Here is a 21,157-nt window from a genome sequence, read left to right as displayed (position 1 = left end):
AAGCCTTGACGACTGCCCTGCCCGGTTCCGCCCCCTCTGCCGCAGTCGAGTCGCCGCGCGGGGGGCCGCGCTCGATCTGTCTGCTGCGTCTGTCCGCGCTCGGCGATGTGACCCATGTCTTGCCGCTGATCCATACCTTGCGGGCCGCCTGGCCCCAGGTCGCGCTGACCTGGGTGATCGGCAAGGGAGAGCACCGGCTGCTGGACGGCCTGCCGGACGTGGACTTCGTGATCTACGACAAGAAGAGCGGACTGGCCGGGATGCGCGCGGTGCGCGGCGAGCTGCGCTCCCGCCTCGGGCCTGCGCGCCGGTTCGACGCCCTGCTGCAGATGCAGGTCGCGGCGCGGGCGAACCTGCTGTCGGCCTTCATTCCGGCCCGGCAGCGGATCGGCTTCGATGCTGCGCGATCGAAGGATCTGCATGGCCTGTTCATCAACCAGCGTATCCCCGACCGCCCCGGCATCCACGTGCTCGATGCGCTCAGCAGCTTCTGCGAGCCGCTTGGACTGCGCCAGAACGAAGTGGTCTGGGACATGCCGGTTCCGCAGGACGCGTTCGACTGGGCGCGCGCGCAGTGGCCCGACGATGGCCGCCCGGTACTGATGATCTCCCCGTGTTCGAGCCACGTGCGCCGCAACTGGTATCCCGATCGTTACGCCGCCCTCGCCGACCACGCCGCGGACGCCGGCTGGCGCGTGGTGCTGTGCGGAGGGCGCAGCGAGCTGGAACGGCAGACATCCGATGCGATCCTCGCGGCGATGCGCCACGAGGCGCTCGATCTGGTCGGCAAGGACACACTCAAGCAGCTGCCGGCCTTGCTGTCGCGCGCGCAGCTGCTGGTCACGCCGGATTCGGGGCCCATGCATATCGCCAACGCGATGGGCACCAAGGTGCTGGGGCTGCACGCGGCCAGCAATCCGGCGCGCAGCGGCCCGTATTCGGACCGCCGCTTCTGCGTGGACCGCTATGACGATGCCGCGCGCCGCTATCTGGGCAAGCCGGCTGCGGACCTCAAGTGGGGCACCAAGATCGAGTTCGACGATGTGATGTCCCTGGTCACGGTGGACGACGCGATCGCCGCATTCGAACGCCGGCGCGCTGAACTGGAGACGGGTTGATGGATCCCCTGCTCGCCGGCCTGCTCGCCACCCTCGTCGGCGCGGTCGTCGGCGGCGGGGTCAGCTTCCTGCTCAACCGCCAGCTGCACGCGCAGCAGCTCGAGCGCCTGCGCACCGAACACAAGACCGAGTTCGCCGCCGAGGACACCGCCCGACATTTCCTCGGCCATCGCGGTTACACCGACCGTTCGTTCGAAGTGCTGCGCAAGCACCTGGGCGGCTTCGAGGACGACGAGCTGCGCCGCATCCTGGTGCGCGCCGGCGCCGTGCGCACCTTCCGCGAGGACGGCAGCGAGTGGTGGAGACTGCTCAGCCGCATGGACGAATACATCGAGCACAAGGCGCGTCGCGCGGGCCCGGCCACGCGCAATCAGGACGCGGCGGACCCGCCGCGGTAATCGGAATAGGACTTTTCCTCGACGTAGGCCGACCCCAGCGCCAGATTGATCGCCTTCTTGATGCGGGCACGCTCGTCGTTCTCGAAGTACACGCTGCGCGCGAGCTGCACGAAGGCGTCGTCGAACTCGCCGGCGCGCTCCTTGACCCGCACCGCGTCCTCGATGTCCCACAGCCGCTCGTTGACGGCCTTGAGCTCGGCGCGCAGGCGGCCGATGTCGTGGCCGGCCGCGGGGTGGGCCATCCACGCCTGCTCCAGCGCGGAGAGTTCGTTGCGGACGTTGGCCAGCTTGACCGGATCCTCCATCCGCTCGGACTTGATCTGCAGGATCGAGATCTTGTCCAGGAGCTCGCCATAGGAGACAGGGACTGAAATTTCGGACATCGGCGGCACCCGCGACACGGACAGGCCGTCCAGTGTAACGCCGCGCTTGTCGGCCGCACGGCGCGCCCGTATGATTGCGCCCCCGGACGCCGCATGGCGCACGGGACCGCAGGAGAGGTGGCAGAGCGGTTGAATGTACCTGACTCGAAATCAGGCAGGCGTTTATAGCGCCTCGGGGGTTCGAATCCCCCCCTCTCCGCCAAGATTCGCACAGCGCCCCGCAAGGGGCGTTTTGCGTTTCGGGCGCAGATCGGCGGGCATTTGCGCCGGATTCTTGGCAAAGGCCAGCGGGACGCGTCGCAGCGCTGCGACGCTGCAGCGCATCGGCCGCGCTTGGCCTATGCTGCCGGCAGTCCGTGGTCACGTGATCGGATGTGCCGTCATCGTTTCCGGCCGCCCCCCCCGTGCGACGCCCGTTTTCGCGTCGCACCGGCCGTGCCTCCGGCGGGCCGTACCGCCGCTGCGACCTCCACCAGCTTTTTCCGTACAGGGACGACGCATGATCGAGTTCGGCCATCTGACGCACGCGGGTCTGCGCCGGGATCTCAACGAAGACACCTATTACGGCGACAGCGAGCTGGCGCTCTGGCTGGTCGCCGACGGCATGGGCGGACACGAATATGGTGAAGTCGCCAGTGCGCTCGCGCGCGAGACCATCGTCCGCGAAATCCGCCAGGGCACTTCCCTGTCCCAGGCGATCCGCATCGCCGACGAGGAGATCATCCGCGCGTCGCGCCGGCGTGGCGACAGCCTGCCGATGGGCACGACGGTGGTCGCCGCCCGCGTGACCGGCAATCGTTTCGAGGTGGCGTGGGTCGGTGACAGCCGCGTCTATCTGTGGCGGGACGGCAAGCTCACCCAGCTCTCGCAGGATCACAGCTACGTGCAGGAGCTCATCGCGCAGGGTGCGATCACCGTCGATCAGGCGCGCAGCCACCCCCATCGCAACGTGGTCACCCAGGCCCTGGGGGTCACCGATCCGCAGATGCTCAACGTGGAGACGCTGTCGGGCGAACTGAACCCCGGCACGCAGCTTCTGCTGTGCAGCGACGGCCTCACCGAGGAGGTCGACGACCGGGGCATCTCGCGAGTCCTGGCGCACGCCGAGTGCAGCGCGCAGGAATGCGTGGACGGACTGGTCGCCGCCGCACTTGATGGCGGCGGTTCCGACAACGTCACGGTGATCCTGATCCGCCGGCACTGAGGGCCGGCGCTTTTGCCTCAGGCGGCCTCGGTCTCGGCCGCGGGCGCAGGCGCAGGCGCCCACAGGCTGACGCCCGCTTTCCTGCGGATCGCCTCGACCCGCGCCGCGTGCGCGGCGAGATCGTCGGCCGGAACACGTAGCGGCGGACGCGCGCCCATCGGCCGGGCCAGCACCACGTGGTGCGTATCGGGCTCGGGCTCGGACCCGCTGCCGAAGCCGATCTCGTGCTGGCCCGCGGTCAGGGCCAGATAAACCTCGGCCAGCAGCTGCGCATCGAGCAGCGCGCCATGCAGCTGGCGGTGTGCGTTGTCGACGCCCAGCCGCTTGCACAGCGCGTCGAGCGAATTGCGCTGGCCCGGATAGCGCTGGCGGGCAAGCAGCAGGGAGTCTTCCACCGTCACCCGCTGCCGCAGGCTGCCGTAGGCCGGGCCGAGCAGCGCGAGCTCGTTGTCGAGGAAGCCCACGTCGAAGGCAGCGTTGTGGATCACCAGCTCCGCGCCGTCGATGAACTCGAGGAAGGCGTCTGCGATCTCGGCGAAAACCGGCTTGTCGGCCAGGAATTCCAGGCTCAGTCCGGTCACCTCGGCCGCGCCCTGCTCGAAATCGCGGTCCGGCTTGATGTACTGGTGATAGGTGCGGCCGGTCGGCCGACGCTCGACCAGCTCCACGCAACCGATCTCGACGACGCGGTTGCCCTTCTTCCACTCCAGGCCGGTGGTTTCGGTATCGAGGACGATCTGGCGCATCGGTGTCTCCATCAGGCCGCTGCGGTGCGCTGGGCGCGCGCGGCGGCGCTGGCGAGCGCGTCGACGCGCTCGTTCTCGGGATGCCCCGAGTGACCCTTCACCCACTGCCAGTCGATCCGGTGGCGCTCGCAGGCGATCTGCAGGCGCTGCCACAGATCCTGGTTCTTGACCGCGCCGCCGCCGGCCGTCTTCCAGCCGCGCCGCACCCAGTTGCGCAGCCATTCGGTGATGCCCTGGCGCACGTACTGGGAATCGGTGTGCAGCACGATCTCGCACGGCTCGCTCAGCGCTTCCAGCGCGGCGATCGCGCCCATCAGTTCCATGCGGTTGTTGGTGGTCAGCGGCTCGCCGCCCGAGAGCTCGCGCTCGATGTTCTTGTAGCGCAACAGGGCCCCCCAGCCGCCAGGGCCCGGGTTGCCGAGGCATGCGCCATCGGTATAGATCTCGATCGACTTCATCACTGTTTCCGGAATATGGGTATCAGCCAGCTGCCGCGCCAGCTGGCAGGGCGAGCGGGCGCAGACTGCGCGTGGGTGTCAGGGGCAGATGACGTTTCTGCCCGCACAGGGCATAAGCGGCCCGTAGACCCGGGCCGTTCTGGACCCCGCTCACCGGCTCGATCCGCCAACTCGGGCCGAGTCCGCTCGACACCGCATCCGGCGCGAGGCCCGCTTCACGCATCCGCCGTCTCCAGGTCAAGGGCTCGGCGCTGGCGATGCCGGTGCCGCGCCAGCGCCAGCGGTACGGGGTCAGCGGGTTGAGCACCAGCAGCCACAGACGGCCCCCGGGCGACAGGACGCGCGCGGCCTCCTCGAGCAGGCCCAGCCCGTCCTCGCGTCCGCCGATCACGTGCTGCAGCACCACGGCGCCGAACGCTTCGCTGGGCAGCGGCAGCGGCGTGCCGCACCGGACCGCGCCACGCAGGGTGTCGCCGCCGCGGACCAGGCACAGCCCGCGTCCGGATGCCGACGTCGCCGGGGCCGCCGGCGCGAGCCACAGCCAGGGCAGGCCCGGGTGCGATGCCAGGACCTCGCTGACCAGCACGCGTTCGCTGTCGAGCACCGCGCGGCCGGCCGCCGTTTCGAACCAGTTGCTGGCGCTGCCGGGTTGACCGGCCGGAGTGATCACGGGCATGGTCCCGATTGTAAGGGCTCCGGGACCTGCGCGACCCCGGCGCCGCGGTCTCACCGGCGCTGCGGGCGGACACGCGAGCCCAACCCGGGTCGCGAACGCGCTGGCGCTCCGCCCTGTCCCGCAGTCCTCTGCGCCGCGCCACGCCGATCACGGAGTCCGTAACGATGCGAGTGCAGCCGCTGCCCGCCTTCGACGACAACTACATCTGGACCCTGGCCGACGACTCGGGCCGGGCTGTCATCGTGGACCCGGGGGACGCGGGGCCGGTGCTGGGCGCCGCCGATGCGGGCCTGACGCCGCTGGCCGTGCTGCTGACCCACCACCACGCCGACCATATCGGCGGCGTGCCCGCCCTGTTGGCGCGCTGGCCCGGCCTTCCCGTGTACGCCCCCGACGATCCACGGATTCCCCACGCCACCGCGCGGATCGGGGCCGCAAGCACCGTTCCGGTGGGCGACTGGCGCTTCGAAGTGATCGAGGTCCCCGGGCATACCCGCAGCCACATCGCGTTTCACGGGCACGGTCATCTGTTCAGCGGGGACACCCTGTTCAGCCTCGGCTGTGGGCGTATGTTCGAAGGTACGCCGGCCCAGATGCTGGCTTCGCTGGACCGCCTCGCGGCCCTGCCACCCGATACACTGGTCTGCTGCGGCCATGAGTACAGCCGCGCCAACGCCGCCTTCGCGCGGACGGTGGACCCGGACAACGCAGCGCTCCGGCGCCGCGAACAGGAGATTCTCGACATGCGCAGCGCCTCGCGCCCTACCCTGCCCGTCGCTCTTGCGAGCGAACTCGACGCCAATCCTTTCCTGCGTACCCACACCGCTGCCGTCCGCGAGGCGGTCGCGCGGCATGGGGGGTTCGACGCGCAGGACCGCGTCGCCGTGTTCGCCGGGCTGCGGCGCTGGAAGGACGGCTTCGTCGCATGAGGGCGGGTCCGATGACCCGGCTGGCCGCAGCATTGCTGATGCTGGTAGCGCCGACGACCATCCTGCATGCGGCAGACACCCCCGCCGCAGGCGCCACCCCGGGCCCCGCCCCCGCCCTTGTCCCGGCAACCACAACTGTCGCAGCAGTGCCGACACCACCGGTCACCCGCAATGGCCAGGAGGTCTACCGCCGGTTCGTCGAAGGGCTCTCGGAGCCCGATTGCAATGACGCCGCGACGGAGCGGTGGCGCGCACAGTTCGGCCATGTCCCACGCCAGCTGGCCTCCGGCGGAAACGACGTACTGCCGCTGTTTTCGTATGTGGTCGAGGAGATCCGCGCCCAGCACCTGCCGACCGAGTACGCATTGATTCCCTTCGTCGAAAGCGGCTATCGCCCCGCTGCCCGCAGTCCATCGGGACCCGCAGGGCTCTGGCAGTTCATCGCGGTGACCGCGCGCAATCACGAGATTCCGATCCGGCCGGGGTATGACGGCCGCCTGTCGCCCGCCGATTCCACCCGCGCTGCGGTGCGCTACCTCAAGAGCCTGCACGGCATGCTGGCCGGGGACTGGCGACTGGCTGTGATGGCCTACAACGCCGGCGAATACCGGGTATTCAACGCTCTCAAGCGTGCGGGACAGGAGGCGCGCGACGCGACGCCCGATTCCTTGCCGGTGCCGCAGATCACCCAGACCTACGTACGCAAGCTGCATGCGCTGTCGTGCCTGATCAAGGAAGCCGGCACGCGCGAAACCTGGATGGCGGCGATGGACCGGGAGGTGCCGGCACTGACCGCGATCCCGGTGCCCGACGGCATCCGCGACCTGGACACGCTTGCCGACCGCCACGTCACCGACGCCGCGCGGCTCAAGAGACTCAATCCCGCGCATGCCGACGGTCGCCTCGCCCGGATCGGACAGCCGGTCAGCCTGCTGGTACCGCAGTCCGCCGCCGCGCCGCCGGTGTTCATGGCCGAAGCGCCACCGGACATCGACATGCCCGCCGCCGACGCGGCGCCCGATACCGCATCGCAGGCGCAGCGCGTGCACACCGTCGCAGCGGGCGAGTCCCCCTGGTCGATTGCCAAGCGTTACGGGCTGAGCACGCAGCAGCTCCTGGGCCGCAACGCGCTGACCGCGCGCAGCGTATTGCGACCCGGCATGCTCCTGCAGATCGACGCACGCTGATCCCCGCGCGGCGCGCGCCCGGCGCCCCGAACCGTGTTGGACCCGCTGGCGTCGGCGCGCTTGAGGACGCACACACGTCGCGCCCGCCGATCGAGCTTCGATCTATGCCAGCCGTGCTTCGTCGGAGGCGCATCGCCCGGATTGGGACTGCGCGCCTCATATCGGCCTGACGCATGCGACCAGACCGCGTCCGGACCAACCGACGCACCTGCGCAGATCGAAAACGAAGTCTCCGCTCGCGCACGCGGACTCACGGCGCCCGGTCCCGTGGGGGTCCACACATCGACACCGGTCGGGCGCACGCGTCCGCGCGCGCTCGCCGTCGTCATCACCTTGGTCAGCTCGGCGCGATGCGGCTGGCTGGGCGCCGAGACCAGTGCGAGTGAGCCGGTCCCAAGCACTTCATCAGGGCCTGATCGGGCGTCGTGCGCTTTCCGGGGGGCCAAGCGCACGGCTTTGCGCGACGGGCAGCCGGCGAGTGCCCCAGCCAGTGGCCGGGCAAAAAAAAGCCCGGCTTGCGCCGGGCTCTTCGATCACGGATCGCGCGCTTAGAGGCGCGCTTCGTTCACCGTGATCTTCATCTCGCGGCGCAGGCTGCGCTGCAGGACTTCCGCATCCTCGTTTCCGAGCAGGCTGCCAAGCTGCTGCCGCAGCATCTCCCGCTCCTGCTCCGAAGCTTCGTCCGGGTTTCCGGGTTCCACCTTGGTCACCGCGAACACCACGGCGCTTCCATCGGCCAGCATCACCCGACCTGGCGTGACCGCATCACCGCTGGGCGGCGCAGCGCGGAAGTAAGCCTGGTTGGCCACTGCATCGGGAACCGGCGCGCCTCGCGGAATGCCCGGCACGTCCTGCGCCTGCAATTCGCGTTCGCCCGCCAATGCCTCCAGGGACTTGCCGCCCTTGAGCTCGGCGACCATGGCGACCGCTGTCTGCTCGGCCTGCTTGCGGGCGCGGTCGGCGCGCACCTCGGCGATGACGCGCTCACGCACCTGCTCCAGCGGCTGCGCCCGCTCGGGGGTGTGGCTGGTGACGCGAATGAAGACGGTGTGGTCCGGACCGATCTCGATCGGGTCACTGACCGTCCCGTCCTGGGTCAACGCGTCGGAGAACGCGGCCTGCACCACCGCATTGTTCGCCGCGATGCCGCTACCCGCGCCTCGCGCGAAGGGGCCGATCGTCTGGATCTGCACGCCCCCGGCAGCTGCCGCCGGCTCGAGCGACATCGGACTGCGGTTGATCTCGTCGACCACGCGACCGACCTGCTCGCTGTAGGCTCGCGAGCCGTCACTGTCGCGGACCTCCTGCTCCATCTGCTCGCGCACGTCCTCGAACGCAACCGGCTTGTCGGCGTCCACCTCGCGCAGCTGCAGCACATGCCAGCCGAAATCGCTGCGGACCGGCGCGCTGACCGTGCCCGGCTCCATCGCAAACAGAGCGTCTTCGAACGCGCCGGCCATCATGCCCTTCTCGATCCAACCCAGATCACCGCCACCGTCGCGGGACCCCGGGTCGTCGGAGTTCTCACGGGCGAGCGCGGCGAAATCCGCGCCGGGCTGTTGGGCCTTCGCGGCGATTTCGGCGGCGCGCTTCTGCGCCGCCTGCTGGGTCGCCGCGTCCGCATCTGCCGGCACCTCGATCAGGATGTGCGAGGCCATGCGGCGTTCGGCGGTCGCGAAACGCGACTTCACCTGTTCGAAATGCGCACGCGCCTCGGCTTCGTCGACCGGACCGTCGCCATCGGCCGCAACGGCGCGCAACTCGATGTACTCGAGTGCGACCTTCTCCGGCTCGCGGTAACGCGCTGCATGCGCTTCATACCAGGCCTGCTGATCAGCGGCGGATACCTCGGCGCTGTCCACCGCCGGCGGCGGCACGATGACGAAACTCACGTCACGGCGCTCGCCGAGCAGACGCATCAGACGCGCCGCTTCGCTTTCGGTGACGAACGCGGTTTCCGCGATCGTCTGCGGCACCAGTGCGCGCTGCATGTCGATGCGGATGCTCTCCTGGAAATCGCGCGGCGTGCGCGGCGGCTGCGCCGACTGCAGCGCCATCTGGTAGCGCTGCGGATCGAACCGGCCCTCGACCTGGAACGCGGGAATCGAGCGGATGACCTCCTGCACCTGCGCATCGCCAATGACGATATCGGCGCGCTCGGCCGCAAGACCGAGCACCGCGCGATCGATCAGCTGCTCGAGAACTTCGCGCTTGCTTTCCAGCGTCTCGAACCCGCGCGCATCGAAAGCCTCGCCTTCCTGCTGACGGCGCTGCTCGCGCATGCTGTCGAACGCCTGGCGGAATTCCTCGGCGCTGACCTCGGTCGAGGTCCAGGCGAGCTTGCGTACCAGCCACACGTCGGGCGCGGATTTCCACCATTTCGGCGGTGCCTCCACCTTGGCGGCGTAGTCGGCATTGTTCTGGAACAGATACTGTTCCATGCCGAAGAACGCGAACGGAATCGCGAGCACCGCCACGATGGCGATGGCGATCCAACCACTGGTCTTATCTCGTAGCGCTTGCAGCATGGCTCAGGACACGGGATGGCGAGCCGTCCAGTGTACCCGCAAGATCCAGGAGACGGACGCGGGCACCGTTCCTCGCCGCGTTGCAGCGCCACCGACGCCTGTTTGCGCTCCCCTTGAAACGCGGTCGTAATCACAAAAGGGATCGCGTACCATGCGCGCCTGACCGGCATCCCCGTCCGGACCAGCTGCGCATCGCGCTGCCGGCCGGATGTCCAGACGTAAGACACGTCGCTATCTCAAGAAGAAGAGGAACTCACTGATGGCAAACCTCACCAAGTCCGACATCATTGCTTCGGTCGCGGAGAAATCCGGCCTGTCGCGCGCCGACGCCGGCCGCGCCGTCGACGCCCTGCTCGACACCATCACCGAGGCGCTGAAGAACGGCGACGCGGCGAACTTCGTCGGCTTCGGCTCGTTCGTTGCGCGTCCGCGCGCGGCGCGTACCGGCCTGAACCCGCAGACCAAGGAAGCGATCCAGATTCCGGCGTCCACGGTGCCTGCATTCAAGGCTGGCAAGGCGCTGAAGGATGCGGTAAAGTAAGCGGCTTGATTGTTCCGCATGGGTGCTTAGCTCAGCGGTAGAGCGTCTCCTTTACACGGAGAGGGTCGGGGGTTCGAAACCCTCAGCACCCACCAAGAGTTTCAAAGCGCGGAGCGGTAGTTCAGTTGGTTAGAATGCTGGCCTGTCACGCCGGAGGTCGCGGGTTCGAGTCCCGTCCGCTCCGCCAGTTATAAGCAAACAACCCTGCAGCGATGCGGGGTTTTTTGTGTCCGCGGTTCGAGCGGGCAACAGGCTCCATGCCTGGGGCCACTCGGGACCGGATCTGTGCTCCTGTCATCCCCACGTTGCGCGGAACAGCAGATCACGCCTCTGCAGGAGGCAGTACGCACACGCGTCGCTCGACCCGCTCGCCTGTCGCGTGCCGCGGTTATCCGGAACCGCAACGCGGCAACGCACGTTGCACTTGCCGTGGCGACCGGTCGCGCAAAGGCGCGCGCCCGCCAATGTTTGCCATGCGATCCCGGACGCCGCGGATCGCCTTCAACGCGCTGCGCGCAGGACGATTACGCGCATCGCGAAAAAAGTTGTCTTGCCCCCTTCCCAACCGCCGACTTTGATGTAGAATCTCGCGCCTTGGAGCGGTAGTTCAGTTGGTTAGAATGCTGGCCTGTCACGCCGGAGGTCGCGGGTTCGAGTCCCGTCCGCTCCGCCATTTGCAAACAGAAACCCCTGCAGAAATGCGGGGGTTTTTGTTTGTGCAACGGCTGCTCGCGCGACTGCGCAAAGCCGCAGCGCGTCTGTTGCGCACGGCACCGTTCGACCGCAGTCGCCGCATCGGGCCGATCGACTTTCAAAGGCTGTGCCCTGGCCTGGTCAGCGTGTATCGGAAGGGCCATTCGGCGCCGGATCGCCGGCCCGATGCTCCGCTCATCTGCACGACGCGCCAGGCGTGATTGCAGACTGCAGACGGATCGCGCGGTCCATCTCGGCAGGAAGCCACATACTCCACTCGTCGACCGCGGCGATACGTACCGTCGCGTTGCCAGCAGGAGCCCCGATGCGATCCATCCACCGTCCTTCTTCCCTGCGCGCGGCCTTCCATGCACTGGTGATGGCCGCCGCACTGCTGGGCACGTCCAGCGCCGTCGCCTCGGCGTCGATCGCCGCGATTCCGGGACTCGATCGCGCGATGCTTTCGCCGGCGTTCTGGGTTGCCCGCCAGCCTGCGGCAGATGCCGTGGTGCTGGATGCAGCAGCAATCGAAGCGCTGAACGCAAGAATGCGGCGCGAGGACGCGTCGATCCATACGCCGCTCGCATTGCCGGACCACCTGGACGGGCACATGGTGCGTACCTGGATCGAAGCGGTGTCGAAGCGACCGACGCAACCCCGTTTCACCACCGCGGGGCGGATCGACGACGCTGCGCTCGATGCGTGGATGGATGCACTCGCGCTCGATGAGATACCCGCCGGGGTGGCCCTGCGATTCGGCCTGGTCGTCCGCCGCGCCGACCTGCGCGCGTTCCCGACCGCGACCCGTGTCTTCAGCGAACCGGGCGACACCGACATCGACCGGTTCCAGGAGGATGCGCTGTTTCCCGGCACACCGGTCGCAGTGATGCACACAAGCCGCGACGGCGAGTGGCTGTTCGTGGAAAGCGAGCGCTATCGCGCATGGATCCGGGCGTCGCTCGTCGCGCTCGGTTCGAGAGCCGCTGTGGCGGACTTCGCCGCGCGTGCGGCGCGCGGCCCCATCGTCACCGGCGCCACCGCGCGCACCGTCTTCACGCCCGAAGCCCCGGAGGTCTCGGACGTGCAGCTGGAGATGGGCGTGCGCCTGCCCCGCGTGAACCCGGACGGCGCGACCGCACTGCACGGCCAGGTGCCGGGCTTCGGCCGGGTGATCGAACTGCCGGTGCGCGAGCACGACGGCGCGTTGTCGTTCTCGCCGGCGCTGATTCCCGCCGCGGCCGACATGGCCGACGATGCCCTCCCCCACACCCGCGCGACACTGCTCCGCCAGGCCTTCAAGTTCCTCGGCGAGCGCTATGGCTGGGGCCATGGCTACAACGCGCGCGACTGCAGTGGATTCGTCTCCGAGGTCTATCGCAGCGTCGGCATCCTGTTGCCGCGCAATACCGGCGCCCAGGCGACGAGCCCGGCGCTCGACCGCATCGAAGTCGCGCCTGACATGCCACGTTCCCAGCGCCTGCAGCTGCTGCGCGAAGCCGATGTCGGCGACCTGGTGTTCATGCCCGGCCACGTGATGATGGTGATCGGCCACGTCGGTGGCGAGCCCTGGGTCATCCACGACACTGCCGGCATGAGCGTGCGCACTGCTGGCGGCGCCGTCACGCCGCTGCCGCTCAACGGCGTCGTGGTCACCCCGGTGACACCGATGCTGGCCGGCGATCGCGGCAGCGTGGTCGATCGCATGACCGCCATCCAGCGCGTACGCTGAGCCGGAGCAACCGATGAAGATCACCGACATCACCCTTGGCATGCTCCGCGTGCCGCTGAGTACGCCGTTCAAGACCGCGCTGCGGACGGTCGAAAGCGTCGACGACATCATCGTCTCCATCCATACCGACAGCGGCCATGTGGGCCACGGCGAGGCCGCGCCTACGGCGGTCATCACAGGCGACACTCATGGCGCGATCGTCGCGGCGATTTCCACCGTCATCGCTCCGCGACTGATCGGCCGCGAGGTCGCCGACCTCAACGCACTGACGCACCTGGTGCAGACCGCGCTGGCGCGCAATACCAGCGCCAAGGCCGCGGTCGAGATCGCACTCTATGACCTGTTCGCGCAGCTCCACGGCGCACCGCTGTACCGGATCCTCGGCGGTGGGAACCCCGTGCTGAGTACCGACATCACGATCAGCGTCAACGACGTCGACACGATGGTCGCCGATGCGCTGTCCGCGGTGCGCCGCGGCTACGAATCGCTGAAGATCAAGATCGGCACCGATCCTGCAAAGGATCTGGAACGGGTCCGCGAGATCCATGCGGCGGTCGACGGACGCGCATCACTGCGCCTGGATGCCAACCAGGGCTGGACTCCAAAACAGGCGGTCCGGGCAATACGCCAGCTCGAGGACGCAGGTATCCATGCCGAACTTCTGGAGCAGCCAGTCAAGGCGCACGACCTCGCAGGCATGAAGTTCGTGACCGACCGCGTACACACTCCGGTCATGGCCGATGAAAGTGTATTCGGCCCCGTCGAGCTGATCGAATTGATCCGCATGCGCGCGGCCGACATCGTCAACATCAAGCTCATGAAGTCCGGCGGCCTGTCGAACGCGATCAAGCTGGCCGACATTGCCGGGCTGCATGGGATGGACTGCGCGATCGGCTGCATGATCGAGACCGGCATCAGTGTCGCCGCAGCGGCGCATCTGGCGGTCGCCAAGGCCGACATCATCACCAAGGTCGATCTTGACGGTCCTTCGCTGTGCGCATGGACTCCGGTGGAGGGCGGCGTGACATTCGACGGCCCCCGGATCTCGATCGCGGATGCGCCCGGCCTTGGCATCCGCGCGATCCGCGGCCTTGTTGCCCTTCAGGACTGAGGCGCGCTGTGTCCGCGCGGCCGCCGCGCATCGATCTGCCGGCGATGCGCAAACCGGCAGTCGCACGCGGCGTTCGACGCACCGCCGCATCTGCACCACCATGCCGGGGCCGACAGAAAAAGGACATCCACATGCTTCGCCTCCACCGCAACGCCGCATTGCTCGCCCTGTCGCTGGCGAGCCTGCTGCTCGCCGCGTGTTCGTCCACCTCGACCGCAACCGCTGATTCACCGCTGGCCGGCGCCGGACAGCTGGTCGTGGTCACAGCCATGGACTGGGATGCACCGCAGGCGCGTCTGCAACGGTTCGAACGCGAAGGCGACGGCGACTGGCGGCCGGTGGGCGACGCTGTGCCGGTGATGCTTGGCCGCAGCGGCAGTGCCTGGGGGCTCGGCCTGCACCCCGCGCAGCCCAGCGGCCCGCAGAAGCGGGAAGGCGATGGCCGCGCGCCCGCGGGCGTGTTCGCGATCGGCCAGGCCTTCGGCTATGCGCCTGAAGGCGTCGGCGCCCTGCCCTATTCGGCGATGGCGGCTTCGCATTACTGCGTCGACGTGTCCGGCTCGCCGCTCTACAACCGCATCGTCGATGCACGGACAGTCGGCGCCGACGCAGTGGCCGGTGCGAGCGAGCACATGCGGCTGGACCTGCACAACGATGGCGACACGCGCTACCGCCAGGGATTCGTCATCGAACACAACGCGTCCGGCATTCCCGATCATGGCAGCTGCATCTTCGCCCATCTGCTGCGTCGCCCCGACGAGACCACCGCAGGCTGCACCGCGATGGACGATGCCGCGATGGACGCGCTGCTGCGCTGGCTCGATCCGGCGCGCACGCCGCGCTTCGTCCTGCTGCCCGATGCCGAATACGCGCGCCTGCAGGCCACTTGGCAACTGCCGACACAGCCGCGCTGAGCCAGAGCCGCCTGCAGCGCGCGTCGCGACGCCTCGCCCGCCGGCAGTCGCTTCCGACGCGATGCAGTGATCCGCACAACGCGCGCCACCGCGGCCTGCACATGGCATGCTGCCGACGCCTGCCGCGAACGCCCGGACCATGACCGAAACCCCACCGCCCCGTCCTGCCGCCTCTGCCTCGGCCCGGGTGCTGCTCGCGCTGATCGCCGGCGCTGTCGCCGGACTTTCGCTGGCTGCGTGGGACGCGGACACCGCGATCCGGGTCGCCGATGCGGCCCAACCTGTCGGCCGTCTGTGGCTCAATGCCCTGCAGATGACTGTCGTGCCCCTGGTCGCTGCGCTGGTGATCGTCGGAATCAACGCCGCGGCCGATGCGGCCGCATCCGGACGCAACGCGCGCGTTGCGATGATGGTGTTCGCGGTGCTGCTGCTGCTCTGCGGCACCTTCGCCGCGATCGCCGCCCCTGCGTTGCTGTCGCTGGTGCCGCGCGACGAGGCACTGGTGTCGGCGTTCCGCGCCGCGATCCAGTCGCCCGAAGTGCTGCCGCAGGCGCCCTCGTTCGGCGTCTGGATCACCAGCGTGATTCCCAGCAATGCACTGGCCGCCGCGGCCGCCAGCGCGATGCTTCCGCTGGTGGTGTTCTCGATGTTCTTCGGCTTCGCACTGACGCGCCTGGAACCCGGGCGCCGTGAGCGTCTCCTCGAACTGATCCGCAGCGTCGGCGACGCCATGGTCGTGATCGTGCGGTGGGTGCTGTGGGCGGCTCCGCTCGGCGTGTTCGCGCTGGTGTTCTCGGTCTGCGCCCATGTCGGCCTCGGCGTGCTGACCGCACTGGGCTACTACATCGGGCTGCAGTGCGTGCTGTACGTGTCGATCACGCTGCTGATGTATGTCGTCGCGGTGACAGTGGCCGGCGAGCGCCTGCGCAGGTTCGCGGCCGCGCTGCTCCCGGTGCAGGCGATCGCCGCGAGCACGCAGTCGTCGCTGGCCTCGCTGCCGGTGATGGTCGACAGCGCGCGCCACCGGCTCGGCTATCCGCTTGCGGTGACGTCGCTGGTGCTGCCGATGGCGGTCTCGCTGTTCCGGATCGCGAGCCCGACGCAGTATCTGAGCGTCGTCGTCTTCATCGGCTGGATGTACGGGGTGGAGCTCGGTCCGGCCCAGCTTGCGGTGGCGGTGGCGCTGAGCCTGGTCATCAGCATGGGGTCGGTCGGCCTGCCGGGCCAGGTGAGCTTCATGACCAACAACCTGCCGGTCACCCAGGCAATGGGCCTGCCGGTGGAACCGCTTGGCGTGCTGCTCGCGGTCGACACCATTCCCGACATCTTCGCCACCGTCGCCAACACCACGGGCGACGTCACCGCAACCGCTGTTGTCGCCAGGCGCGGCGGCTCCGGTACCACATCCACAGATCCAGGCGCATGAGCGACGATTACCTGCTGTTCCACAATCCGCGCTGCTCGAAGTCGCGCGCCGCGCTGGCGCTGCTGGGGATGCGCGGCATCACGCCCCGTCTGGTGCGTTACCTCGACACGCCGCCCGGCGCCGACGCCCTGCGTCTTCTGCTGCGTCGCCTTGAGCTGCCGGCGCGCGACCTGCTGCGCAGCGGAGAAGCGGCCTACGCTGCCCTCGGGTTGAATGACCCCGCGCTCGACGAAGACGCCATCATCGACGCGATGGCCGCGCATCCGGAGCTGATCGAGCGCCCGGTCCTCGTGCGCGGCGAACGTGCCGTGATCGGGCGTCCCACCGAGCGGCTGCTCACCCTGCTCGATTGAACAATCCTCAACGCGCGCGTTTGGCCACGTGCATGGCAGACGCCTGCGCAGGCGGCGCAAAACTGTCGGCTCGCGCCAACGGCCAGAACGCCCTGAACACCGCATGCTCGGGTACGCCGTCGAGCAGCTCGCCGGGTTCCAGGAAACGGTAGAGCGCGGCAAGCGAACGCACTTCGGTGGGCGAGACACGCCGCAGGATGTGTTCCGGTCCGATCTGCATCGGATGTTCCAGCCCCGCCGCACCGATCATGTCGCGCAGCGCGCGCAGTGTGTTCTGGTGGAAATGGAATACGCGCTCGGCCTTGTCGGGGACATCGAGAAGACGCCAGCGGGCCGGATCCTGGGTGGCGACCCCGGTGGGGCAGCGGTCGGTATGGCAGCTGCGCGACTGGATGCAGCCGAGCGCGAACATGAAGCCCCGCCCCGCGTTGCACCAGTCCGCGCCCATCGCCATCGCACGTGCGATGTCGAAGCCGCTGGTCACCTTGCCCGCCGCGGCGACGCGGATGCGGTCGCGCAGGCCGATGCCGACCAGGGTGTTGTGCACCAGCATCAGCGCTTCCTGCAGCGGCAGGCCGACGTGGTTGATGAATTCCGAAGGCGCCGCGCCGGTGCCGCCTTCGGCGCCGTCGACGACGATGAAGTCCGGCAGGATGCCGGAGTCGAGCATCGCCCGCGCGATGCCGAACCACTCCCAGGGATGGCCGATGGCGAGCTTGAATCCGGTCGGCTTTCCGCCCGCCAGCGTCCGCATCCGGTCGATGAATTCCAGCAGGCCCAGCGGCGTGGAGAATGTGGTGTGCGCCGCGGGCGATTCGCAGTCCACGCCGACCGGAATCCCGCGGGTCGCGGCGATCTCGGCCGTCACCTTGGCGCCCGGGAGCAGGCCGCCGTGCCCCGGTTTGGCACCTTGCGAGAGCTTCAGCTCGATCATGCGCACCTGCGCTTCGGCCGCGTTCCGCGCGAACGCATCCTGGTCGAACCGCCCCTGGGCATCGCGGCAGCCGAAGTAGCCCGAGCCGATCTCCCAGACCAGGTCGCCACCGTATTCCCGGTGGTAGGGCGAGATCGCCCCCTCGCCGGTGTCGTGGTAGAAGTTGCCGCGCCTGGCGCCCTGGTTCAGTGCGCGTATCGCGTTGGCCGACAGCGAGCCGAAACTCATTGCCGAAATATTGAACACGCTGGCCGCATAGGGCTGGGCGCGCTCGTCACCCACCGGTATGCGGAAGTCGTGCGTGGCGGCGTGCGCGGGCACCAGCGAATGATTGATCCATTCGTACTGCGAGCCGTACATCGGCAACTCACTGCCGAACGGCACCACGTCGCTGACGTTTTTCGCACGCTGGTATACCAGCGCGCGCTGCTGCCGCGAGAACGGCACCTCGTCCTGGTCGTCCTCGATGAAGTACTGGCGGATCTCCGGACGGAAGGCTTCGAGCCCGTAGCGGAACCGCGCCATCAACGGATACGTCCGTCGCAGGGTCGCGCGCCGCTGCACGATGTCGATCGTACCCAGCGCCACCAGCACGAGCAGCGGCACCGTGGCGAGCGACCAGCCCAGCGAGTGCCGGGTCACTGCCAGCAGAGCCGCGGCAAGCGCCAGGACAACGCAGGTTGCATACGCGAGATAACGGACCATCATGCTCCCTTGCTGAGATCGGGCAGTGACCCGACCGGCCATCCTCCACCGAAAGCGGTGAAAAGACGGTGCCTGCGGGCAACATCATCGACGCGCGGCTGTTGACGGTCGTCGGCGTGTAACCGGGCAACTGCCGCTGAATGAATGATGCCACTGCAGCCGCTTCACGGCGGTTTGGCAGGCAGCTGCCTATGGTCATCGCGAACTCCCGCAGTGCCGAAAAACATCATGTCGCAGCGTCCATACAACCCGATGGTCCTCGCGGAAATGACGCGCGCCGTGCAGGCGGAAAGACCGGATGCCGACTGGCATGAACTCGAGCCGTTGCTTCGCGCGGCGTGGGAGCGGGTTCCGCGCATGTCCGACTGGGAGCACGTGCGCGACATCGCTGCAGCACATTACCGCCTCGGACTCGGCATCCCCGATGCAGCTCCTGTCGTCACCATCGGCGCCGGTTCGCTCCCCGGAGCCTTGCCATGATCTCCGCGCGCGCGGTGTGGCGGCTCGTGATGCTGCCGGTCTACATGCTGATCGCAGGCGCCGTGTTCGCCCTGGCACTGCGCAATACGGCGGGTTCGATCCTCTCGCCGCTGGCCTCGCTTGCGCCCTGGGCCATGCTGCTCGCCGGCATTCTCGCCCTCCTGTCCATCATCGGCGGCCTGTTGCGCTGGCGTCGTCGCCTGGCTGCGGTGCGCCATGGGCATCCGAGCCGCGCGCGCGAATGCCCGCAGCGGCGTGTCCACGAGTGGGAAAACGAGCCGGATGCGCAGCCGGCTGCCCGTAGCTGATCGGCGCCGAGGCGCCTATAGAGGCTTGGCAATGCGGACAACGTCACCGCCGTCGCGCTTGGCGAGATACAGCGCTGCGTCGGCGCGACCGAACCAGTCCTGCCAGTCGCGCTCTGTCGAGAGCATCGCGCCGCCGACCGCCACGGTCACCGGACCGCCCGGCGCGGCCAGCCTTGAGGACACTGCTGCACGCACCCGTTCGCCTGCGCAAGACAGGGCATCCTCCGACCCGATCGGCAACAGCATGACGAATTCCTCGCCACCGAATCGATAGACGGAATCGCCCTGCCGCAACTCCTCGTCAAGCAGCGCAGCCAGCTCGATCAGCACCACATCGCCTGCGGCATGTCCGTATGTGTCGTTCACCGCCTTGAAGCGATCGATGTCGAGGACCAGCAGACCCATGCGGCCCGCCTGCCCGGTAGCGATTGCGTGGCGCAGATCCGCTTCCAGCATGCCGCGATTGGGAATGCGGGTCAGCGGGTCGAGGCTGGCGAGCAGTTCGAGCGAATCGCCGTACTGGCGCGTGCGCCGTGCAAAGGTATGCGCGAACCCGAAGACCAGTGCCCAGGTGACAAGCGTGCTGAGCTGGTGGGGGCCAGCTTCACGCAGAAGCGTCACCGATGCGACCCAGAGCAGCCCCAGTCCGCTCCAGGCGGCGACCCGTATCGGGGCAAGATAGAAATTGGTCATCAGCACGAGATAGACCCAGCCATGCGCAGCCGCACCGATGGTCACGCATGCAAGGCCGGCAAATCCCGAATTGATGGCCACCAGCCATCCGCCGGCACGCTCGGTGTACTGCCCGCGCCAGACGCGACGCAGGATGATCGTCAGGGTGACGACCACGGCAGCATCCATCGCAGCGGCCACCCACTCGCCACGCGTCAAGCGCCAGACCAGGAAACTGACGAGCACGACCGCCGTGACCGATCCCAGCATGGTGATGATTGCCAGGCGCAGATCGTGCCTGAGTCTTGAGATCAAGTTGCGTCCATCCCGGAGCACCGCATGCTCCCCGTCACGGACCGCAGTAGGCCCGCCGTCGACCCTAGGCGCGCAGGCCTGAACAGGGAAGCAAATTGTGCTGCGCATGTGTCGAACGCTGCCGGCCGTCACGTCGCGAAGGTCGAATCGACCGACATCGCGATGGTGCCCGGAGCCGGAATCGAACCGGCACGACCTTGCGGCCGACGGATTTTAAGTCCGGTGCGTCTACCAGTTTCGCCATCCGGGCAGGCGGTCGACAGCGTGCCGCAACGCGCCGCGGAATGGAACCGCCGCGTTTTCCCGCACGGTGCAGAAACGCAAAAAGGCCCCGCATCTGCAGGGCCTTTCGTGAAACTGGAGCGGGAAAAGGGGCTCGAACCCTCGACCTCAACCTTGGCAAGGTTGCGCTCTACCAACTGAGCTATTCCCGCTTGGAACCGAATTGTAACCCGCCTGCGACCTGGGTGGTGCACCGGCTGGAGGCCTGGGTCGGAATCGAACCGGCGTACACGGATTTGCAATCCGCTGCATAACCACTCTGCCACCAGGCCGGTGACCCCGCCGCACAGGTTTTCAGCCTGCCGACAAAACGAAACCCCGCATATCGCCCGGGGCAACGTGTTTGAAACTGGAGCGGGAAAAGGGGCTCGAACCCTCGACCTCAACCTTGGCAAGGTTGCGCTCTACCAACTGAGCTATTCCCGCTTGGGAGGCGAAATTCTACCCGTCGCCGCCGGTGTGTCAATACTTGTTCTTCTCCGCGGCACGCATGATCGGCCATGCCGCGCGCAGATACAGCAAGCCCGACCACAGGGTCAGGATCGCCGCGATCGCGAGCAGCCAGTCGCCGACGATGAAGATCTCGCGGCCCAGCCACGGCAGCGGGCGCGGCGGCTGGTCCGGCGTCACCGAATACAGCAGGCACAGCAGCGCGATCATCTGCGCGATCGTCTTGATCTTGCCGATCGCCGCGACGCGCACGGTCGAACGCTGGCCGAGCTCGGCCATCCATTCCCGCAGGGCCGATACCGCGATCTCGCGGCCGACGATCACTGCCGCCCACAGCGCCATCCAGGGCGTGGGGTGGCCCTGCACGATCAGGAACAGCGCGACGGCCACCATGAGCTTGTCGGCGACCGGATCGAGGAACGCGCCGAATGCCGAGTACTGCTCGTAGCGACGCGCTATCCAGCCATCGAGCCAGTCGGTGATCGAGGCGAACGCGAAAACCAGCGCGGTCGCGAAGTTGGTCCACTGGAACGGCAGGTAGAACACCAGCACCAGCACCGGGATCAGCATGATCCGCATCAGCGTGATCCAGGTGGGAATCGTGAATTTCATCGGAC

General features: G+C 68.1%; 21 protein-coding genes and 8 tRNA genes. 17 read left to right on the top strand and 12 right to left on the bottom strand.

Going from position 1 to position 21,157, the window contains the following annotated elements:
• Positions 1-17: 17 nt before the first annotated feature.
• Together CNR27_RS07795 and CNR27_RS07790 are read left to right on the top strand one after the other, a co-directional pair.
• Positions 18-1,118, top strand: coding sequence for a glycosyltransferase family 9 protein (locus CNR27_RS07795; protein WP_245815803.1), 1,101 nt, complete (start codon positions 18-20; stop codon positions 1,116-1,118).
• Positions 1,118-1,516: a hypothetical protein gene (locus tag CNR27_RS07790; RefSeq protein ID WP_096297686.1), complete on the top strand. Its 399-nt coding sequence runs from the start codon at positions 1,118-1,120 to the stop codon at positions 1,514-1,516. Before CNR27_RS07795 ends, CNR27_RS07790 begins: the two co-directional genes overlap by 1 nt.
• Here CNR27_RS07790 and CNR27_RS07785 read toward each other — a convergent pair.
• Entirely contained in the window at positions 1,489-1,899 is a 411-nt protein-coding gene (locus CNR27_RS07785) for a DUF6165 family protein (RefSeq protein ID WP_096300431.1), read from the bottom strand. The genes CNR27_RS07790 and CNR27_RS07785 overlap by 28 nt on opposite strands.
• Before the next feature lie 111 nt (positions 1,900-2,010).
• Here CNR27_RS07785 and CNR27_RS07780 point away from each other — a divergent pair.
• Positions 2,011-2,101: transfer RNA gene (locus CNR27_RS07780), tRNA-Ser, on the top strand.
• A gap of 297 nt (positions 2,102-2,398) precedes the next feature.
• A complete protein-coding gene (locus tag CNR27_RS07775; RefSeq protein WP_096297684.1) occupies positions 2,399-3,103 on the top strand; it encodes a PP2C family protein-serine/threonine phosphatase in 705 nt (234 codons plus the stop codon).
• Between the two features lie 17 nt (positions 3,104-3,120).
• On the opposite strand, the gene dnaQ is transcribed toward CNR27_RS07775, so the two are convergent.
• Genes dnaQ through CNR27_RS07760 form a run of 3 tightly spaced genes read right to left on the bottom strand, consistent with a single transcriptional unit; the run spans position 3,121 to position 4,983 of the window.
• Complete coding sequence (dnaQ, locus tag CNR27_RS07770; protein ID WP_096297683.1) at positions 3,121-3,849, bottom strand: DNA polymerase III subunit epsilon; 729 nt, start codon at positions 3,847-3,849, stop codon at positions 3,121-3,123.
• A gap of 11 nt (positions 3,850-3,860) precedes the next feature.
• Entirely contained in the window at positions 3,861-4,307 is a 447-nt protein-coding gene (gene rnhA / locus CNR27_RS07765) for a ribonuclease HI (RefSeq protein WP_096297681.1), read from the bottom strand.
• A gap of 22 nt (positions 4,308-4,329) precedes the next feature.
• Complete coding sequence (locus tag CNR27_RS07760) at positions 4,330-4,983, bottom strand: methyltransferase domain-containing protein (RefSeq protein WP_096297679.1); 654 nt, start codon at positions 4,981-4,983, stop codon at positions 4,330-4,332.
• Between the two features lie 164 nt (positions 4,984-5,147).
• Between CNR27_RS07760 and gloB the strand changes: the two genes are divergently transcribed.
• Together gloB and CNR27_RS07750 are read left to right on the top strand one after the other, a co-directional pair.
• A complete protein-coding gene (gene gloB / locus CNR27_RS07755) occupies positions 5,148-5,912 on the top strand; it encodes a hydroxyacylglutathione hydrolase (protein WP_096297677.1) in 765 nt (254 codons plus the stop codon).
• A complete protein-coding gene (locus CNR27_RS07750) occupies positions 5,909-7,099 on the top strand; it encodes a lytic transglycosylase domain-containing protein (protein ID WP_096297675.1) in 1,191 nt (396 codons plus the stop codon). Before gloB ends, CNR27_RS07750 begins: the two co-directional genes overlap by 4 nt.
• A 548-nt stretch (positions 7,100-7,647) precedes the next feature.
• Here the strand turns inward: CNR27_RS07750 and CNR27_RS07740 are convergent.
• A complete protein-coding gene (locus CNR27_RS07740; RefSeq protein WP_096297671.1) occupies positions 7,648-9,627 on the bottom strand; it encodes a peptidyl-prolyl cis-trans isomerase in 1,980 nt (659 codons plus the stop codon).
• A 259-nt stretch (positions 9,628-9,886) separates the two neighbouring features.
• Here CNR27_RS07740 and CNR27_RS07735 point away from each other — a divergent pair, with 259 nt between their 5' ends.
• The 9 genes from CNR27_RS07735 (at position 9,887) to arsC (ending at position 16,394) form a co-directional block, all read left to right on the top strand.
• Positions 9,887-10,168 carry an HU family DNA-binding protein gene (locus tag CNR27_RS07735; RefSeq protein WP_096297669.1) on the top strand — a complete coding sequence of 94 codons (282 nt, stop codon included), beginning with the start codon at positions 9,887-9,889 and terminating at the stop codon, positions 10,166-10,168.
• A 20-nt stretch (positions 10,169-10,188) separates the two neighbouring features.
• A tRNA-Val gene (locus CNR27_RS07730) sits at positions 10,189-10,263 on the top strand.
• 15 nt (positions 10,264-10,278) lie between these two features.
• Positions 10,279-10,355, top strand: a tRNA-Asp gene (locus CNR27_RS07725).
• 409 nt (positions 10,356-10,764) lie between these two features.
• A tRNA-Asp gene (locus CNR27_RS07720) sits at positions 10,765-10,841 on the top strand.
• A 345-nt stretch (positions 10,842-11,186) separates the two neighbouring features.
• Positions 11,187-12,590 carry a C40 family peptidase gene (locus CNR27_RS07710; RefSeq protein WP_096297665.1) on the top strand — a complete coding sequence of 468 codons (1,404 nt, stop codon included), beginning with the start codon at positions 11,187-11,189 and terminating at the stop codon, positions 12,588-12,590.
• A 13-nt stretch (positions 12,591-12,603) separates the two neighbouring features.
• Positions 12,604-13,701, top strand: coding sequence for a dipeptide epimerase (locus CNR27_RS07705; RefSeq protein ID WP_096297663.1), 1,098 nt, complete (start codon positions 12,604-12,606; stop codon positions 13,699-13,701).
• Positions 13,702-13,832: 131 nt separating this feature from the next.
• Positions 13,833-14,615: a L,D-transpeptidase family protein gene (locus CNR27_RS07700; protein WP_096297661.1), complete on the top strand. Its 783-nt coding sequence runs from the start codon at positions 13,833-13,835 to the stop codon at positions 14,613-14,615.
• A gap of 139 nt (positions 14,616-14,754) precedes the next feature.
• Complete coding sequence (locus tag CNR27_RS07695) at positions 14,755-16,041, top strand: dicarboxylate/amino acid:cation symporter (RefSeq protein WP_096300429.1); 1,287 nt, start codon at positions 14,755-14,757, stop codon at positions 16,039-16,041.
• Positions 16,038-16,394, top strand: a complete 357-nt coding sequence (gene arsC, locus CNR27_RS07690; protein ID WP_096297659.1) for an arsenate reductase (glutaredoxin) — start codon at positions 16,038-16,040, stop codon at positions 16,392-16,394. The genes CNR27_RS07695 and arsC overlap by 4 nt, the downstream gene beginning before the upstream one ends.
• Positions 16,395-16,401: 7 nt before the next feature.
• Here the strand turns inward: arsC and CNR27_RS07685 are convergent, their stop codons facing one another.
• Positions 16,402-18,033 (bottom strand): FMN-binding glutamate synthase family protein, encoded by a 1,632-nt coding sequence (locus tag CNR27_RS07685; RefSeq protein WP_096300427.1) that lies wholly within the window; start codon positions 18,031-18,033, stop codon positions 16,402-16,404.
• 228 nt (positions 18,034-18,261) lie between these two features.
• On the opposite strand from CNR27_RS07685, the gene CNR27_RS07680 reads away from it, so the two are divergent.
• Together CNR27_RS07680 and CNR27_RS07675 are read left to right on the top strand one after the other, a co-directional pair.
• A complete protein-coding gene (locus CNR27_RS07680) occupies positions 18,262-18,513 on the top strand; it encodes a hypothetical protein (RefSeq protein ID WP_096297657.1) in 252 nt (83 codons plus the stop codon).
• The gene (locus CNR27_RS07675) at positions 18,510-18,821 is read left to right on the top strand and encodes a hypothetical protein (protein WP_096297655.1); all 312 of its coding nucleotides are present in this window, start codon (positions 18,510-18,512) and stop codon (positions 18,819-18,821) included. Before CNR27_RS07680 ends, CNR27_RS07675 begins: the two co-directional genes overlap by 4 nt.
• Before the next feature lie 15 nt (positions 18,822-18,836).
• On the opposite strand, the gene CNR27_RS07670 is transcribed toward CNR27_RS07675, so the two are convergent.
• The 6 genes from CNR27_RS07670 to pgsA form a co-directional block, all read right to left on the bottom strand.
• Entirely contained in the window at positions 18,837-19,940 is a 1,104-nt protein-coding gene (locus CNR27_RS07670; RefSeq protein WP_123832239.1) for a GGDEF domain-containing protein, read from the bottom strand.
• Between the two features lie 31 nt (positions 19,941-19,971).
• Positions 19,972-20,058: transfer RNA gene (locus CNR27_RS07665), tRNA-Leu, on the bottom strand.
• Between the two features lie 108 nt (positions 20,059-20,166).
• Positions 20,167-20,242, bottom strand: a tRNA-Gly gene (locus CNR27_RS07660).
• A gap of 46 nt (positions 20,243-20,288) precedes the next feature.
• Positions 20,289-20,362 (bottom strand) — tRNA-Cys (locus CNR27_RS07655).
• A 78-nt stretch (positions 20,363-20,440) separates the two neighbouring features.
• A tRNA-Gly gene (locus CNR27_RS07650) sits at positions 20,441-20,516 on the bottom strand.
• 36 nt (positions 20,517-20,552) lie between these two features.
• Positions 20,553-21,152 (bottom strand): CDP-diacylglycerol--glycerol-3-phosphate 3-phosphatidyltransferase, encoded by a 600-nt coding sequence (gene pgsA, locus CNR27_RS07645; protein WP_096297651.1) that lies wholly within the window; start codon positions 21,150-21,152, stop codon positions 20,553-20,555.
• Positions 21,153-21,157: the final 5 nt, after the last annotated feature.

Origin of the sequence: Luteimonas chenhongjianii, from assembly GCF_002327105.1 — a bacterium.
GTDB lineage: Bacteria > Pseudomonadota > Gammaproteobacteria > Xanthomonadales > Xanthomonadaceae > Luteimonas > Luteimonas chenhongjianii.
This window is presented reverse-complemented; position numbering and strand designations above follow the sequence as displayed.

Bases quoted from the DNA above. Each gene is read 5' to 3' on its own strand.
- rnhA (WP_096297681.1), bottom strand. From the start codon at position 4,307: ATGAAGTCGATCGAGATCTATACCGATGGCGCATGCCTCGGCAACCCG.
- CNR27_RS07680 (WP_096297657.1), top strand. From the start codon at position 18,262: ATGTCGCAGCGTCCATACAACCCGATGGTCCTCGCGGAAATGACGCGC.
- pgsA (WP_096297651.1), bottom strand. From the start codon at position 21,152: ATGAAATTCACGATTCCCACCTGGATCACGCTGATGCGGATCATGCTG.
- CNR27_RS07735 (WP_096297669.1), top strand. From the start codon at position 9,887: ATGGCAAACCTCACCAAGTCCGACATCATTGCTTCGGTCGCGGAGAAA.
- CNR27_RS07775 (WP_096297684.1), top strand. From the start codon at position 2,399: ATGATCGAGTTCGGCCATCTGACGCACGCGGGTCTGCGCCGGGATCTC.
- CNR27_RS07685 (WP_096300427.1), bottom strand. From the start codon at position 18,033: ATGGTCCGTTATCTCGCGTATGCAACCTGCGTTGTCCTGGCGCTTGCC.
- CNR27_RS07740 (WP_096297671.1), bottom strand. From the start codon at position 9,627: ATGCTGCAAGCGCTACGAGATAAGACCAGTGGTTGGATCGCCATCGCC.
- CNR27_RS07675 (WP_096297655.1), top strand. From the start codon at position 18,510: ATGATCTCCGCGCGCGCGGTGTGGCGGCTCGTGATGCTGCCGGTCTAC.
- CNR27_RS07705 (WP_096297663.1), top strand. From the start codon at position 12,604: ATGAAGATCACCGACATCACCCTTGGCATGCTCCGCGTGCCGCTGAGT.
- arsC (WP_096297659.1), top strand. From the start codon at position 16,038: ATGAGCGACGATTACCTGCTGTTCCACAATCCGCGCTGCTCGAAGTCG.
- CNR27_RS07700 (WP_096297661.1), top strand. From the start codon at position 13,833: ATGCTTCGCCTCCACCGCAACGCCGCATTGCTCGCCCTGTCGCTGGCG.
- CNR27_RS07695 (WP_096300429.1), top strand. From the start codon at position 14,755: ATGACCGAAACCCCACCGCCCCGTCCTGCCGCCTCTGCCTCGGCCCGG.
- CNR27_RS07760 (WP_096297679.1), bottom strand. From the start codon at position 4,983: ATGCCCGTGATCACTCCGGCCGGTCAACCCGGCAGCGCCAGCAACTGG.
- CNR27_RS07790 (WP_096297686.1), top strand. From the start codon at position 1,118: ATGGATCCCCTGCTCGCCGGCCTGCTCGCCACCCTCGTCGGCGCGGTC.
- dnaQ (WP_096297683.1), bottom strand. From the start codon at position 3,849: ATGCGCCAGATCGTCCTCGATACCGAAACCACCGGCCTGGAGTGGAAG.
- CNR27_RS07750 (WP_096297675.1), top strand. From the start codon at position 5,909: ATGAGGGCGGGTCCGATGACCCGGCTGGCCGCAGCATTGCTGATGCTG.
- gloB (WP_096297677.1), top strand. From the start codon at position 5,148: ATGCGAGTGCAGCCGCTGCCCGCCTTCGACGACAACTACATCTGGACC.
- CNR27_RS07710 (WP_096297665.1), top strand. From the start codon at position 11,187: ATGCGATCCATCCACCGTCCTTCTTCCCTGCGCGCGGCCTTCCATGCA.
- CNR27_RS07785 (WP_096300431.1), bottom strand. From the start codon at position 1,899: ATGTCCGAAATTTCAGTCCCTGTCTCCTATGGCGAGCTCCTGGACAAG.